We start from the raw sequence: 15345 nt of genomic DNA on the forward strand, positions 1-15345 counted from the left end.
TTAGCTCAGTTCGACGCGCTAGCGTGTTTGCGCCGACGGAAGAAGCTGCTCTTGGAGCGCTGCGGCTCTTGCGCGGGAAGTTGATTGGCCCGCGCCTGGGTCACGGCGTCCGGTGACACTTCGGCGGGCGCAGGCTCGTACTCCGGAGCCGGCGTGTAGTCCGCTGACGGCACGTCGGCGGCAGGAGCCTCGGCTGCCGGCACCGCCTCGACATCTCGCGCCATCCGGACCGCGACCCGCGCCAGCACAGCGCCGGCCAGGAACACGATCAGCGCGCCCAGCCCGGAGAAGTAGGTGACTTCGAGCAACGCCCGCTTGGCGTCAGTGGATGCCACCGGCTGGCCGACACTGCCGATCCGCAGCGTCGAGGCGAAGGCGCCCCCGACTACGAACCAAGCACCGGCAAAGGCCGCCAGCCAGCCGCCGAACATCGCGGTGGCGCGGTTTCCCGAGCCCAACAGCAGCAGACCACCAACCACGGCGGTGACGCCGGGGAACACTTCGAGCCAACCACGGGCCGCGGTCCAGGTCCATTCCTGGTCCGGCGTATAGGCCCAGTGGAAATACGGCCCGATGAACGGGGCCAACGCGCCCCACGCACCCAGAGCGATCAGGAGCAATCCGCTGACCGCGCCGCGGCTACGAGGCATATGCAGGCTGCCCGGGGCCGTCCGCGAGTCATTCATGACAATCTCCTCACACAGTTGATACCGACGGTGTCGGCTGCGTGCTGAGTACCCGGATCGGGTGCGGACGTAACTCGACGTAACTAGTCGAAAAGCCCCGCTTGGCCCAGCCCACCGGCTCCGACCGGCGGCACCATGCCCAGATGCGTCCAGGCCTGGGCCGTGGCCACCCGACCGCGCGAAGTGCGGGCGATCATTCCGGCTCGCACCAGAAACGGCTCGCACACCTCCTCGACGGTGGTGGCCTCCTCCCCGACCGCTACCGCCAGCGTCGACACGCCGACCGGGCCGCCGCCGAAGCTGCGGGTCAATGCCGACAGCACGCCTCGGTCCAGCCGGTCCAGGCCGAGCTCGTCGACGTCGTATACCGCCAACGCCGACTTGGCGACATCGCGGGTGATGACGCCATCGGCACGGACCTCGGCATAGTCACGCACCCGACGCAGCAGCCGGTTGGCGATCCGCGGGGTGCCGCGCGAGCGGCGCGCAATCTCCGCGCCGGCTTCGGCGCCCAGTTCGACGCCCAGGATGCCGGCCGACCGGGCCAGCACCCGCTCCAACTCGGCGGGCTCGTAGAAGTCCATGTGCGCGGTGAACCCGAACCGATCGCGCAGCGGCCCGGTCAGTGCACCGGACCGGGTGGTCGCACCGACCAGCGTGAACGGTGCCACCTCCAGTGGAATCGACGTCGCCCCAGGCCCTTTGCCGACGATCACGTCGACCCGAAAGTCCTCCATCGCCAGATACAGCATCTCCTCGGCGGGCCGGGCGATGCGATGGATCTCGTCGATGAACAGCACGTCGTGCTCGACGAGGTTGGACAACATCGCGGCCAGGTCACCGGCGCGTTCCAGCGCCGGTCCGGACGTCACCCGCAACGACGACCCCAATTCGGCGGCGATGATCATCGCCAGCGACGTCTTGCCCAGCCCGGGCGGCCCCGACAGCAGGATGTGATCCGGTGTGCCGCCACGGTTTTTGGCGCCTTCGATGACCAGTTGCAGTTGTTCGCGCACCCGCGCCTGGCCGATGAATTCGCGCAGCGAACGCGGCCGCAGGTTGGCGTCGATGTCACCCTCGCCGACGGTCAGCGCCGGTGAAACCTCACGCTCGTCGGGCTCACTCATGTGGACTTACCCAGCAGCGACAGAGCCGCGCGCAGCGCACTGGACGTGGTGGCGGCGTCGTCGCCGGCCAACACGCTGTCGGTGGCCTCTTCGGCATGTTTGGCTGCAAAGCCAAGCCCGACAAGGGCTTCCACCACAGGGCCGCGGACGCTGTGGCCGTTGACCGACGCGCTCGGCGTCGGTCCAACCGGACCGATCTTGTCGCGGAGTTCGAGCACCATCCGCTCGGCGCCGCGCTTGCCGATGCCGGGGACCCGGGTCAGCGCGGTGATGTCACCGTCGGCCAGCGCTTGGCGCAGCGCCGCCGCGTCATACACCGCAAATGTGGCCAGTGCGATCTTGGGGCCGACGCCGGAGACACCCAGCAGGGTCAGGAAGAGGTCGCGAGCGTCGGCATCGGGAAACCCGTACAGGGTCATCGAGTCTTCCCGCACGATCATCGCGGTGATCAACCGGGCCTCGCTGCCGCGACGCAGCGTGGCCAACGTCGACGGGGCGGCCATCAGCTTGTACCCGACACCACAGGCTTCGATCACGACATGGTCGAGCGCGATGTCGAGCACCTCTCCGCGCACCGAGGCGATCATGTCGCGGCCTTCACTTTCGCGTTGAACTTCCGGCGCTGTTCAGCCGCCTTGGCTTCGGCGGCGGCCATCCTCGCGATCATCGGCGCGCGCCAGCAGTGGCAGATTGCCAGCGCCAAGGCGTCGGCGGCGTCCGCCGGCGTCGGTTTGGCCTGCAACCCGAGGATTCTGGTCACCATTGCGGTGACCTGCGCCTTTCCGGCGCCGCCGTTGCCGGTGACCGCGGCCTTGACCTCGCTGGGGGTGTGGAAGTGCACGTCGATGCCGCGCTTTGCCGCGGCCAGCGCAATCACGCCGCCGGCCTGCGCGGTGCCCATCACCGTCGACACGTTCTGCTGGGAGAACACCCGCTCGATCGCGATCACGTCGGGACAATGAGTGTCCAGCCAGTGCTCGACGGCGTCGCTGATCGTCAGCAGCCGCCGCGGCAGTGGCACGTCGGCCGGGGTGCGCACCACGTCGACGTCCAGCGCGGTCACCTGCCGCCCGCGGCCGCCTTCGATGACCGACAGGCCGCAGCGGGTCAGTCCCGGGTCGACGCCCATCACGCGCACGTCAAGCTCCCTCGATGCCGAACGGTTGTTCGATACCCTAACGGGCAGCGCCGACAAGAGCCGGTAGGACACGCGGTCGCAGGCTCGACCGGCGAGCTGTCACTCCTCGATCTGAGCCAGGATCTCGTCGGGGATGTCGGCGTTGGTGTAGACGTCTTGCACGTCGTCGCTGTCTTCAAGCGCATCGACGAGTTTCATGACTTTGCGGGCACCTTCGGCGTCCAGCGGAACGGTGACCGACGGCTGAAAGCCCGCCTCCGCGGAGTCGTAGTCGATGCCGGCGTCCTGCAACGCGGTGCGGACCGCCACCAGATCACCTGGCTCGCTGAGGATTTCGAAGCTATCGCCAAGGTCGGTGACGTCTTCGGCGCCCGCTTCCAGCACCGCGGTCAACACGTCGTCTTCGGTCAGCCCGTTCTTCTCCAAGGTCACCACGCCCTTGCGGGCAAACAGGTAGGCCACCGAGCCGGGGTCGGCCATGTTGCCGCCGTTGCGGGTCATCGCCACCCGCACCTCGCTGGCGGCGCGGTTGCGGTTGTCGGTCAGGCATTCGATGAGCACAGCCACCCCATTGGGCCCGTAGCCCTCGTAGGTGATGGTTTGATAATCGGCGCCGCCGGCCTCTTCACCGGCGCCGCGTTTGCGGGCCCGCTCGATGTTGTCGTTGGGCACCGAGTTCTTTTTGGCCTTCTGGATGGCGTCGTAGAGCGTCGGGTTACCCGCCGGGTCGCCACCGCCGACGCGGGCCGCAACCTCGACATTTTTGATCAGCCGGGCGAAGTTCTTGCCGCGACGGGCGTCGATGACGGCCTTCTTGTGCTTGGTGGTGGCCCATTTGGAGTGGCCGCTCATCGGCGTGCTACCTCTTCTGTTGCTGGCAAAGTTCGCCAGACGAGTCTACGTGGGCGGCTGGTGCCGGTCGTCCGTCGCCCGCGTGCGGTGCCCCTCCCCGGGCGGGAAGAATCCCGGTATCCATCGTTCGATCAGCGTGGCGTAGGCAACCTGCGCGTCAAGTTGCACGGCGACTCCGAGCAGACCGCCGAGCGTGCGGAGCAACATGACGTAGCCGGGCGGGATAGTCAGTTGCCGGGCCACCTTGAACCGGTCAGCAAATCCTTCCGCGAGCGGGTCGGCGGTGATCAGGGCCGACTTCTGGAACCAGTCGCGGGTGAAGTGAAACTCCCCGGAGCGCAACGGATCGATGTAAGCCCACAGCGGTCCGAGGTACTCCACCAGCTGCTCGGCGCTCAGGTCGTAGTGCTGGGGCATGAATCCGAGCTTCTTCATCAAGAAGATTGCTTCATCCCACTGTTCGTCTCGCGCCCAGCACAGCAGTTCGCCGAATTCGGCGGGCACACCGCCGGGATGCTCGGCGACGGCGCCGAAATCGATGACTCCCAGCCGGCCGTCCGCCAGCATCATGAAGTTGCCCGGATGGGGATCGGCGTGCACCAGCCCAACACGGGCGGGTGAGCTCACCGTGAACTCAAGCAGCAAGGTGCACACCGCGTCTCGTTCGTCTTGGGTGCCCTCGGCGATGATTGTGGAAAGACGTCGACCCTCCGCCCACTCCGAGATGATCACCTTGGGCGCACTCGCGACCACTGCCGGTACGAAGAACTTCTGGTCGTTCGCAAAGGCTTTCGCGAAGGCACGCTGATAGTCGGCTTCCTGCCGGTAGTCCAGCTCTGCTTCGATACGTTCGCTGACCTCGGAAACGAGGCGGTCCACGTCCGCTCGCGGCACGATCTGCTTGGCGAGCCAGGAGAACCGTTGGATCAGCTTGAGATCCGCGCGTAGCGCGTCGTCGGCGCCGGGGTACTGGACCTTGACGGCGACCGTGCGCCCGTCTTTCCAGGTGCCTTTGTGAACCTGTCCGATACTGGCCGACGCGACGGGTGTGTCGTCGAAGGATTCGAAGCGTTGGCGCCACTTGGTGCCGAGCTGGGCGTCGAGCACCCGGTGCACCTTGGCTGCCGGCAGCGGCGGTGCTTCGGTCTGCAGCTTGACCAAGGCCTCCCGGAACGGATCGGCGAACTGCGGAGGTATTGCCGCCTCCATTACTGACAGCGCCTGACCGACCTTCATGGCGCCGCCTTTGAGCTCCCCCAACACCTGGAACAGCTCGTCGGCGGCCCTTTCCAGCAGCTCCGCGTTGACTTCTTCCTTGGACTTGCCGGTCATCCGCTTGCCCACGCCCAGCGCAGCACGCCCGGCCACTCCTGCTGGAAGTCCGGCCAGCTTTGCGACGCGCCCTAATCGGCCCCGCACGATGTCGGCCATGAGCACATCATGCCTGGCGGCAGCCGTGGTGTCTGCTCGCGCGGGGTTAGGCCGCCCCGGTGACCATGTCGACGAACAGCCGGTGGATGCGACGATCGCCGGTCATTTCCGGGTGAAACGCGGTCGCCAGCACGGGGCCCTGCCGCACCGCGACGATGTGGCCGGCTGCGCGGGCCAGCACCTGGACATCTGCACCCACCCGCTCCGCCCACGGCGCCCGGATGAACACCGCGTGCACCGGATCGTCGAGACCGTCGAAGGCGATATCACCCTCGAAGGAGTCGACCTGTCGTCCGAAGGCGTTGCGCCGCACCGTCATATCGATGCCACCCAGGGGCAGCGCCTCGCGCCCGCCGGCGCCGGCATCGAGTATCTCTCCGGCCAGCAAAATCATCCCGGCACACGCCCCGTAGGCCGGAAAGCCCTCGGCCAGCCGCTTGCGCAGCGGATCCAGCAGGTCGAGTTCGCGCAGCAGGTGGCTCATCGTGGTGGACTCCCCGCCGGGGATCACCAGTGCGTCCACCGTGTCGAGTTCGTCGCGGCGGCGCACCGGTTGCGGATCGGCTCCGGTTTCGCGCAGCGCCGCCAGGTGTTCGCGGGTGTCGCCCTGCAACGCCAGGACGCCGATACGGGGAGCTACTGCGCTCACTGGCTCCCCGGTCGGAAGTCGCGTTTGTAGCGGGTCAGGCCCTCCTGCATCACCGCCGCGACCATCTCGCCGTACTGGTTGAAGAGTTTGCCCTGGGTCAGCGACCGCCCACCGCACGCCGACGGCGACGACTGGTCATACAGGAGCCATTCGTCGGCCCGGAACGGCCGCATGAACCACATCGCGTGGTCCAGCGATGCGACCTGCAAGTGGTCGCGCTCCTGAAGGTGGATTACCTGCGCCGAACCGAGCAGGGTGAGGTCACTCATGTAGGCCAGCGCACAGATGTGCAGCACGGGGTCGTTGGGCAGCGGATCGCGATGCCGAAACCACACCTGCTGCTGGGACGCCAGTCCGCGCAGGAGTGTCAGCTGCTCCCGCGGCACGATGCGCACATCCCACTCTTCGAATTGGCGGAATCCCGCGTCGTCGAACACTTTCATCGACGACAGCCCGGGCAGGTCGTCGGGCGGCGGCGCCGAAGGCATCACGTCTTGGTGCTCGATGCCGGTCTGGTCGGTCTGAAAGGACGCCGACATGGAAAAAATCGTCTCGCCGTGCTGGACGGCGTTGACCCGCCGGGTGCAGAACGAGCCGCCGTCACGGATACGTTCGACGAGAAAGATCGTGGGCGCCTTGGCATCTCCGGGTCGCAGGAAGTATCCGTGCAGCGAGTGCACCAGGAAGCGCGGGTCGACGGTGCGCACCGCCGACACCAGCGTCTGGCCGGCGACGTGGCCGCCGAAGGTGCGCTGCCAGGCGCCTGATTCGGCGGAGAACACACTGCCCCGGTAGATGTTGACCTCGAGCTGCTCGAGATCGAGGATCTGCTCGATCGCCACGGATCGTTCTTACCAGCCGCGTTCGGCCAGGCGATGCGCCGCCGCGATCTCCTCGACGTTGATGCCGACCATCGGCTCACCCAGCCCCCGCGACACTTTGGCCAGCACGTCGGGGTCGTCGTAGAAGGTGGTGGCCTTGACGATGGCGGCGGCCCGCTGGGCCGGGTCGCCGGACTTGAAAATGCCCGAGCCGACGAACACCCCCTCGGCGCCGAGTTGCATCATCATCGCGGCATCGGCGGGGGTGGCGATGCCGCCGGCGGTGAACAGCGTGACCGGCAATTTACCGGCGCGGGCCACCTCTACGACTAGCTCGTAGGGCGCTGCGAGTTCCTTTGCGGCAACATATAATTCGTCTTCTGACAACGAGGTCAACCGACGGATCTCGCCGCCGATGGCCCGCATGTGCGTGGTGGCGTTGGAGACGTCGCCGGTGCCGGCTTCACCTTTGGACCGGATCATCGCCGCGCCTTCGCCGATGCGCCGCAGCGCCTCGCCCAGATTGGTGGCGCCGCAGACGAACGGGACGGTGAATTTCCACTTGTCGATGTGGTGGGTGTAGTCGGCCGGGGTGAGCACCTCGGACTCGTCGACGTAGTCCACGCCCAGGCTCTGCAGGATCTGCGCCTCGACGAAGTGCCCGATGCGCGCCTTGGCCATCACCGGGATGGTGACCGCCGCGATGATGCCTTCGATCATGTCCGGATCGCTCATCCGCGACACCCCGCCCTGGGCGCGGATGTCGGCAGGCACCCGTTCCAGCGCCATCACCGCGACGGCGCCGGCGCCCTCGGCGATGCGGGCCTGCTCGGGCGTGACGACGTCCATGATGACGCCGCCCTTGAGCATTTCGGCCATACCGCGCTTGACTCGCGCGGTTCCGATTTGCCCGCGGCCGTTCGACGAACCGGCGCTATCCACTGCTGATCTCCTTCACCTGGTACTAAGCCAGTCTAAAGCGTCCCGAAAAGCTGATGGTAAATGGCGCGACCTGGGCGGATCGGTCAGCCCGCGGATGGTGCTACGATCCCGCGCATGCTGCCGATCGGTGGACCACCAGGTCGCAGCACTGATCGAAAACCTCGCCGGCAGTGAGCGTCCGAGCCGTCTCGCCGCTCGCCATTGTCCTGCTGCTCGGGACGATTGCGCGCTGCGTCCTGATCCCGCTGACCCACGGCCAGGACTTCGTGGTCTGGGACATGGCCAGTGCGGCAACCCTGCGCGGCGTCAACATCTACACACATCATCCGCACTACCCCGCCGGGCCGTATGCGTACTTCCCGCTCTGGCTGTACATCGAATTGCCGTTCCAATGGTTGGCCCAGCACAGTGGCATCTCGTTTCAGGTGGCGGGCAAGCTGCCGATCGCGGCCGCCGATGTGGCCTGCACGCTGCTGATCGCGGCCGCGATGCGCCGCCAAGGCCGCAACGAGTGGGTGGTAGCCGGGGCCGCCGCCGCGTTCTTTCTGAACCCGCTGGTTCTCTACAACAGCGCCTACTACGGCCGCTTCGACTCACTGGGCGGTGCGCTCCTGCTTGCTGCCCTGCTCAGCCTGTCCGCTCGGAGCAACATCAGGTCGACCGCCGGCTACTACGCCTTGGCAGTCGCCGCGAAGACGTTCCCGATATTCGTGCTGCCGACCATCCTGCGCCATGTCAAAGGCCGGCGGCTCGCGATCATCGGGACCCTTGTCCTGGTCGTCGCTGTTCTGTGCCTTCCCTACCTGCGCAGCTTTCACGCGCTGTATGCCGATGTGGTTCTTTACGACGCGACGAAGCTTCCGCAGGGGTTGTCGTGGCAACGGGAACTGCTCGGACTACTGACGCACGAACAAGCCAAGTGGCTCAGCTCTCTGCTGCTGGTCTGCTTCGCGGCCGCCGCGGTCCTCCTCGCGTCGCTGACCGACGTGTGGCTTGCTACCGCGCTGACCCTGGTGGCTTTCCTGCTGGCCAGCAAAGTCGTGCTCGAGCAGTACCTGATCTGGCCACTGCCTTTCCTGATCGTGGTCGCGGCCGGCGCCGCGGCCAGGTTGGCAGCGTCGACGTTATGTCTGGCCGGGCTGCTCACCGCGGTCGGCATGCTGGACAACGCCAGCTTCCATCCGTTCGAGCCGGCCGCGGCGATGCCGTGGTTGTTGGCCGGCATCTGTCTGCTCGGGTTGGTGGTGTGTCTGAGCTTCAGCCGGAGCGCTGCTCAGCGGATGGACTGCAGCTGCCGCCGCGGCCCCGAGGACTCACCATCGGCCAGCGTCACCGCGTCGGCCAGCAACTCGGATAACTGCAGCGGGTAAACCGTCTCGCCGGCGGCCACCAGGCCGGCGATGTCGGCCGCACCACACCAACGGTGACAGTGGATGTAGCGGCGTTCCAGCTCTGTCCGCCCGGCGATGGACGGCTCGAACCGGTGGGTGCGGTAGACGAAGAAGAACTCCTGGCTGTCCAGCACTGCGCCGTTGAAGTCGAATACGGCGTCGCGTCGCCAGATCGGTCCGACCATGTCGGCGGGCTCAGCCCGCAAGCCGGTTTCCTCGGCGAGCTCGCGGGCGGCCGCCTGCGCCAACCCTTCGTCGTCGCCGACCTGCCCGCCCACGGTGAACCACCAGCGCGGTGCGGTGTCATGGGGCAGCGCCGGGTCGGATCCGCACAGCAGCAGCACGGCGCCGGTGTCGTCGAGTAGCACCACCCGCGCCGACGTACGCCGGTTGGCCGCGTGGCCGCTCAACCCGTGCATGCGTGAGCGCTCGGCGATCTCGAAATAGCTTGGCAGTGCGGCTCTTCCGCCCAGGCGCAGCAGCCGCACTATCGTTCGCTCGCGCAGCGCCAGGGTGTCGCGGACCGCGTCGTTGTGGAACCGGCGGGCCAACAGCACCCGGGCTTCTGCGTCGGCCAGCTCAGCGACCAGCGCCGACGGCAGCAACGCCGGATCGACAGCAGCCAGCGCTGCCGACAACTCGTTCTCACCCGCCTCGCGGTCGTGGCGGGGAGCACGTTCGGCCGCATCGGCCAGCGCCGCCAGCTGCTTGCCCTGAGCCGCGCCGTGAAAGGCGTCGATCGCGACGGCGCGGGCCACCACGGCGCGGCGGGCCAGCGCACCGTCGAGCGCCTGCCAGGACAGGTCGCAGCGCACATGTAACCGGTCCAGGCGGTTGGCGGTGTGATAGCCCCAGGCGCCCAACACCACCAGCAGCGCGACCAGCGCCGCGATCGCCACCAGCAGCCAAACCATCAGCTGGCCACCTGAACCTTGGTGCCCGAGCCGGCCACCGTCTCATAGACCCGCATGATCTGGTTGGCCACCACCGACCAGTCGTACCGGCGCACGGCCTCGTGGCCGGCGGCGACGTAGCGTCCGGCCAGCACATCGTTCTCCAGCACCGCGACCAGGGCTTCGGCCAACGCGGCGCCGTCGTCCACCGGTACCAGCCGGCCGGCCTCGCCGTCGCGCAGCACCCGCCGAAATGCGTGCAGATCGCTGGCCACCACGGCGGTGCCGGCGGCCATTGCCTCAACGAGCACGATGCCGAAACTCTCGCCGCCGGTGTGGGGTGCGCAGTAGACGTCGGCGCTGCGCAGCGCCGAGGCCTTCCCGGCGTCGTCGATTTGGCCAAGGAACCGCAGATGCTTCGCCAAATCGCCGGCAGCGTCGCGCAATTCGTCCTCATCGCCGCGCCCGACGATCAGCAACTGCACGTCGGGCAGGTGCTCGACCAGCGTGGGCAACGCGTCGAGCAGTACCGCCATCCCCTTGCGGGGCTCGTCGTAGCGGCCCAAAAACAGCACCGTCTTGCCGGGCCGCGGATATCCGTCCAGGCGCGGCGCCGACGCGATCGACGCCACATCCACGCCGTTGGGGATCTCCACCGCGTCGGAGCCCAGCGCCTCCATCTGCCAGCGCCGCGCCAGGTCGGACACCGCGATGCGGCCGACGATCTTCTCATGCCAGGGCCGCAGCACCCCCTGGAAGACGGTCAACGTCAAAGATTTGGTGGTCGACGTGTGAAAGGTCGCCACGATCGGCCCCTCGGCTACCCGCAACGCCCACATCGAGAGGCTGGGCGCGTTGGGTTCGTGCAGGTGCAACACATCGAAATCGCCGTCGGACAGCCAGCGCCGAACCCGGCCGTGCACCGCCGGACTGAACTGCAGCCGCGCCACCGAGCCGTTGTAGGGAATCGGGAAGGCCCGGCCGGCGGAAACGACATAGTCGGGCAGCGCGACATGCGGCGACGACGGCGCCAGCACGCTGACCGTGTGCCCCCGCGCGCGCATCACCTCAGCGAGTTGCAGGACATGGGACTGCACCCCGCCCGGCACGTCGAACGAGTACGGACACACCATCCCGATGCGCATCAGACTTGTTCCTGCTCCCCGGGTTGCGTCGCTCCAGCTCGCCCGATTCCCAAGCTGGCCCGTCGCTCATCGGACAGATCAGCCAGCCATTGCGGCTGCAGCATATGCCAGTCGGCGGGGTATGCGGCGATGTTGCGCGCGAACTGGTCCGCCAGCGCCTGGGTAATGGCGCTGACGTCGCGGCCGGCGCAGTCCAGCGCCGGATAGATCTCCGCGCCCCAGCCGGCGCCCTCGAACCAGCAGTGCACCGGCAGCAGCGCCGCGCCGGTCTCGATGGCCAGTTTCGCCGATCCGGCCGGCATCCGGGTGGGCTCACCGAAAAAGTCGACCTGAACGCCGGTGCGGGTGAGGTCGCGCTCGGCCATCAGGCAGACGACCCTGTTGTCGCTCAGCCGTTGGCTGAGCAGTTCGAACGGCGGCCGCTCGCCGCCCGACAGCGGGAATACCTCGAAGCCGAGACCTTCGCGATAGTCGATGAACCGCCGGTACAACGACTCGGGTTTCAGACGCTCGGCGACAGTGGTGAAGGTGCCGTGTGTCTGGGTGAGCCAGACACCGGCCATATCCCAGTTGCCACTGTGTGGCAACGCCAGCACCGCCCCACGGCCGGTCGCCAGCGCCGCTTCCAGATGGTGTTGCCCCAGGATCGACTCGTCGAGTTGTTGGGCCACTCGCCGGTGGTCCATCGTGGGTAGCCGGAACGCTTCCCGCCAGTAGCGCGCATAGGAGGCCAGCGACGCACGCATCAGTGCACCGGGCACCTTAGCCGGCGCCACCCCGATCACCCGGGCCAGGTTCTTGCGCAGCTGCTCGGGCCCGCCGTTGCGCGACGCGTAGAGCGCTCCGGCGTCGAACACGTTGCGCGCGGCCAACTCCGGCATGGTGCGCACCATCATCCAGCCGGCCGCATACCCCCAGTCGCTCATTTTGCCGGCCAGCGGGAAGCGACTGAGCCCAGGCACTTTGAGTCCCGCCGGCAGCGAGATCACGGTTCGCTCTTTTCCGACTCCCCCGGGCGCAGCGGATCCGCCGCGCCCGGCGAGGTCCGCACGGTATGCAACCGCTGCGCGCAGGTGACCATGCTCGCGGCGGCGAGCAGCCACATCGCCCCGTGCAACGCCCACGGCAGCGGGAAGAAGGGCAGGTCGGACAATCCCGCGCCGACCAGCACGATGATCAACCGTTCCGGTCGTTCGATGAAGCCGCCGTCGCCGCGCAAACCGCTGGCTTCGGCACGGGCCTTGATATAGGAGATCACCTGCGAGGTGACCAGGCAGATCAGCGTGGCCACTACCAGCGACGGGCTGCGCAGGCCGAACGCCGCCCACCACGCCAGCCCGCAGAACACCGCGCCGTCGCTGATGCGGTCACAGGTGGCGTCGAGCACCGCGCCAAACCGGCTGCCGCCGCCGCTTTCCCGCGCGATCGCGCCGTCGAGCAGGTCGAACATCACGAAAAACCAGATCACCACGGCGCCGGCGAACAATCGGCCGGTCGGGAACAACGTCAGCGCGGCGACCACGGCCGCGGCGGTGCCCAGGATGGTGACGCCGTCGGCGGTGAAACCCACCCGCAGGAACGCCCTGGCCAGCGGCGTGGTGACGCTGGCGACCCCCTCGCGGGAAAAGAACTTGCTCACCGTTGCCTGGCCCACTCGGTGGCCAGCAGCTCACGGGTATCGCGCAGCAACTGCGGAATGACCTTGGAGTCACCGATGATCGTGATGAAGTTGGCGTCACCGCCCCACCGCGGCACGACATGCACGTGCAGGTGCTCGGCCAGCGACCCACCCGCCGACGTGCCCAGGTTCAGTCCGACATTGAAGCCGTGCGGCCGCGACACGTTCTTGATGACGCGAATCGCCTTCTGGGTGAACGCCATCAACTCTGCGCTCTCCTTGTCGGTGAGGTCCTCGAGTTCGGATACCCGCCGATACGGCACCACCATCAGGTGCCCGGGGTTGTACGGGTAGAGGTTGAGCACCGCATAGACCAGTTCACCGCGGGCGACCACCAGGCCGTCCTCGTCGGAGAGCTGCGGGATGTCAGTAAAAGGTTCTGCACGGCTGCTCTTGTCCCGCCGCAGCGGCGCCTCGGCCAGGTAGCTCATCCGGTAGGGCGTCCACAACCGCTGCAGGTGGTCCGACTCGCCGACGCCTCTGTCGACGATGAAGTCCTCGTCAGCCACGGCTGCTCACCTTCATTGAATCTGCCGTGGGAGCACTGTTTTCGCGCTCGGCAATCCATGTGACGATGGCGTCGACGGCGTCGTCACGACTCACCCCGTTGATCTGGGAGCGGTCGCCAAACCGGAAACTGACCGCGCCGGCGGCGACGTCACGATCCCCGGCCAGCAGCATGAACGGCACCTTCTGGTTGGTGTGGTTGACGATCTTCTTGGCCATCCGGTCGTCGCTGGCATCGACCTCGACCCGCACACCCTTCGAGCGCAGTTGGGCCGCAACATCTTCCAGATACGGCACATGACCGTCGGCGACGGGGATGCCGACCACCTGCACCGGCGCCAGCCATGCCGGGAACGCGCCGGCGTAATGCTCGGTCAGGACGCCGAAGAACCGTTCAATCGACCCGAACAGCGCGCGGTGGATCAGCACCGGCGTCTGCCGGCTGCCGTCGGCGGCGGTGTACTCCAGGTGGAACCGGTCGGGCATGTTGAAGTCCAGTTGGATGGTCGACATCTGCCAATTGCGCCCGAGCGCGTCGTTGACCTGAACCGAGATCTTGGGCCCGTAGAACGCGGCCCCACCGGGATCGGGAACCAGCTGCAGCCCCGACTCTTCAGCCACTGCGCGCAGTGTTTCGGTGGCTTCGTCCCACACCTCGTCGGAGCCGACGAACTTGTCGGGGTCTTTGGTGGACAGCTCCAGGTAGAAGTCGTCCAACCCGTAGTCGCGGAGCAGGTCGAGCACGAACCGCAGCAGCGACGCGAGTTCGGTACGCAGTTGCTCGCGGGTGCAGTAGATGTGCGCATCGTCCTGGGTCATTCCGCGTACCCGGGACAGTCCGTGCACCACGCCGGACTTCTCGTAGCGGTAGACACTGCCGAACTCGAAGAGCCGCAACGGCAGTTCGCGGTAGGACCGTCCGCGGGAACGGAAGATCAGGTGATGCATCGGGCAGTTCATCGGCTTGAGGTAGTAGTCCTGCCCCGGCTTGCGCACCGTGCCGTCGTCGTCGTACTCGGCGTCGATGTGCATCGGCGGGTACATGCCGTCGGCGTACCAGTCCAGATGCCCGGAGGTATGGAACAGGTCCGCCTTGGTGATGTGCGGAGTGTTGACGAACTCGTAGCCGGCATCGATGTGCTTGCGCCGCGAATACTCTTCCAGCTCGCGGCGCACGATTCCGCCTTTGGGGTGGAAAACCGCCAAGCCGGAGCCGATTTCGTCGGGGAAGCTGAACAGGTCCAGCTCGGCGCCCAGCTTGCGGTGGTCGCGACGTTGGGCTTCTTCCAGCAGGGTCAGGTGGCGGTCGAGGGCTTCCTGCGACTCCCAGGCGGTGCCGTAAATGCGTTGCAGACTGGCGTTGTTCTGGTCGCCGCGCCAGTACGCCGCCGAGCTGCGGGTCAGCCTGAACGCCGGAATGTGGCGGGTGGTGGGGAGGTGCGGACCGCGGCACAGATCGCCCCAAACACGTTCGCGGGTACGGGGATTGAGGTTGTCGTAGGCGGTGAGCTCGTCGCCGCCGACCTCCATTACCGCCGGGTCGCCAGACTTGTCGTCGACGAGTTCGAGCTTGTAGGGCTCACCAGCCAGCTCGGTGCGGGCCTCGTCCTTGGATTCGTAGACCCGCCGGGCGAACAGCTGCCCGTCTTTGACGATGCGGCGCATCCGCTTTTCCAGCGCCTCCAGATCCTCCGGGGTGAACGGTTGCGCCACGTCGAAGTCGTAGTAGAAGCCGTCGGTGATCGGCGGCCCGATCCCCAACTTCGCGTCCGGGAACATGTCCTGGACGGCTTGGGCCAACACGTGGGCACACGAGTGCCGGATGACGCTGCGACCCTCGTCGGTGTCGGCCGCTACCGGAACGACCTCGGAATCGACGTCAGGTGTCCAGCTCAGGTCACGCAGTTTGCCGTCGGCATCGCGCACCACCACGACGGCGTCCGGCACGCCGCGGACCGGCAACCCCGCGTCCCGCACCGCTGCGGCCGCGGTCGCGCCGGCAGGAACCCGAATCGGGGCGGGCTGCGCAGGGGCGGTCATGACGGCGGTCTCCAAGGCTCGGGGGAACGACGACCATGCTATCGG

General features: G+C 67.3%; 16 protein-coding genes. 1 reads left to right on the plus strand and 15 read right to left on the minus strand.

What is annotated here, in order from left to right; genetic code table 11:
* Window positions 1-5 precede the first annotated feature (5 nt).
* From AC5Y5W_RS12335 to pdxS, 9 genes are all read right to left on the minus strand, one after another.
* Complete coding sequence (locus AC5Y5W_RS12335) at window positions 6-686, minus strand: hypothetical protein (protein WP_500009650.1); 681 nt, start codon at window positions 684-686, stop codon at window positions 6-8.
* A gap of 83 nt (window positions 687-769) precedes the next feature.
* Entirely contained in the window at window positions 770-1813 is a 1044-nt protein-coding gene (gene ruvB, locus AC5Y5W_RS12340) for a Holliday junction branch migration DNA helicase RuvB (protein ID WP_499897360.1), read from the minus strand.
* Window positions 1810-2400: a Holliday junction branch migration protein RuvA gene (gene ruvA, locus AC5Y5W_RS12345; RefSeq protein WP_500009649.1), complete on the minus strand. Its 591-nt coding sequence runs from the start codon at window positions 2398-2400 to the stop codon at window positions 1810-1812. Before ruvA ends, ruvB begins: the two co-directional genes overlap by 4 nt.
* Entirely contained in the window at window positions 2397-2951 is a 555-nt protein-coding gene (gene ruvC, locus AC5Y5W_RS12350; RefSeq protein ID WP_499886088.1) for a crossover junction endodeoxyribonuclease RuvC, read from the minus strand. Before ruvC ends, ruvA begins: the two co-directional genes overlap by 4 nt.
* A 99-nt stretch (window positions 2952-3050) precedes the next feature.
* Complete coding sequence (locus AC5Y5W_RS12355; protein WP_499886086.1) at window positions 3051-3803, minus strand: YebC/PmpR family DNA-binding transcriptional regulator; 753 nt, start codon at window positions 3801-3803, stop codon at window positions 3051-3053.
* 45 nt (window positions 3804-3848) lie between these two features.
* Entirely contained in the window at window positions 3849-5234 is a 1386-nt protein-coding gene (locus AC5Y5W_RS12360; RefSeq protein WP_500009648.1) for an ABC1 kinase family protein, read from the minus strand.
* 46 nt (window positions 5235-5280) lie between these two features.
* Window positions 5281-5883, minus strand: a complete 603-nt coding sequence (gene pdxT, locus AC5Y5W_RS12365) for a pyridoxal 5'-phosphate synthase glutaminase subunit PdxT (protein WP_500009647.1) — start codon at window positions 5881-5883, stop codon at window positions 5281-5283.
* A complete protein-coding gene (gene tesB, locus AC5Y5W_RS12370) occupies window positions 5880-6725 on the minus strand; it encodes an acyl-CoA thioesterase II (protein WP_500009646.1) in 846 nt (281 codons plus the stop codon). The genes pdxT and tesB overlap by 4 nt, the downstream gene beginning before the upstream one ends.
* A gap of 9 nt (window positions 6726-6734) precedes the next feature.
* Window positions 6735-7646, minus strand: coding sequence for a pyridoxal 5'-phosphate synthase lyase subunit PdxS (gene pdxS / locus AC5Y5W_RS12375; RefSeq protein ID WP_499897347.1), 912 nt, complete (start codon window positions 7644-7646; stop codon window positions 6735-6737).
* 170 nt (window positions 7647-7816) lie between these two features.
* Here pdxS and AC5Y5W_RS12380 point away from each other — a divergent pair, with 170 nt between their 5' ends.
* A complete protein-coding gene (locus AC5Y5W_RS12380) occupies window positions 7817-9016 on the plus strand; it encodes a glycosyltransferase 87 family protein (RefSeq protein WP_500009645.1) in 1200 nt (399 codons plus the stop codon).
* Here the strand turns inward: AC5Y5W_RS12380 and AC5Y5W_RS12385 are convergent.
* The 6 genes from AC5Y5W_RS12385 to thrS are packed head-to-tail and all read right to left on the minus strand — an operon-like array spanning window position 8920 to window position 15300.
* On the minus strand, window positions 8920-9951 hold the full coding sequence (locus AC5Y5W_RS12385; RefSeq protein WP_500009643.1) for an NUDIX hydrolase: 1032 nt from the start codon (window positions 9949-9951) through the stop codon (window positions 8920-8922). The two genes, AC5Y5W_RS12380 and AC5Y5W_RS12385, sit on opposite strands and share 97 nt — an antisense overlap.
* Window positions 9951-11075: a glycosyltransferase family 4 protein gene (locus AC5Y5W_RS12390; RefSeq protein WP_500009642.1), complete on the minus strand. Its 1125-nt coding sequence runs from the start codon at window positions 11073-11075 to the stop codon at window positions 9951-9953. The genes AC5Y5W_RS12385 and AC5Y5W_RS12390 overlap by 1 nt, the downstream gene beginning before the upstream one ends.
* Window positions 11075-12001: a phosphatidylinositol mannoside acyltransferase gene (locus AC5Y5W_RS12395; protein WP_500009768.1), complete on the minus strand. Its 927-nt coding sequence runs from the start codon at window positions 11999-12001 to the stop codon at window positions 11075-11077. The genes AC5Y5W_RS12390 and AC5Y5W_RS12395 overlap by 1 nt, the downstream gene beginning before the upstream one ends.
* 59 nt (window positions 12002-12060) lie before the next feature.
* Complete coding sequence (gene pgsA / locus AC5Y5W_RS12400; protein ID WP_500009641.1) at window positions 12061-12729, minus strand: phosphatidylinositol phosphate synthase; 669 nt, start codon at window positions 12727-12729, stop codon at window positions 12061-12063.
* On the minus strand, window positions 12711-13262 hold the full coding sequence (locus AC5Y5W_RS12405) for an ATP adenylyltransferase (protein ID WP_500009640.1): 552 nt from the start codon (window positions 13260-13262) through the stop codon (window positions 12711-12713). The genes pgsA and AC5Y5W_RS12405 overlap by 19 nt, the downstream gene beginning before the upstream one ends.
* A complete protein-coding gene (gene thrS / locus AC5Y5W_RS12410) occupies window positions 13255-15300 on the minus strand; it encodes a threonine--tRNA ligase (protein ID WP_500009639.1) in 2046 nt (681 codons plus the stop codon). Before thrS ends, AC5Y5W_RS12405 begins: the two co-directional genes overlap by 8 nt.
* Between the last annotated feature and the right edge of the window lie 45 nt (window positions 15301-15345).

Source organism: Mycobacterium sp. NGS51 (assembly GCF_059812525.1).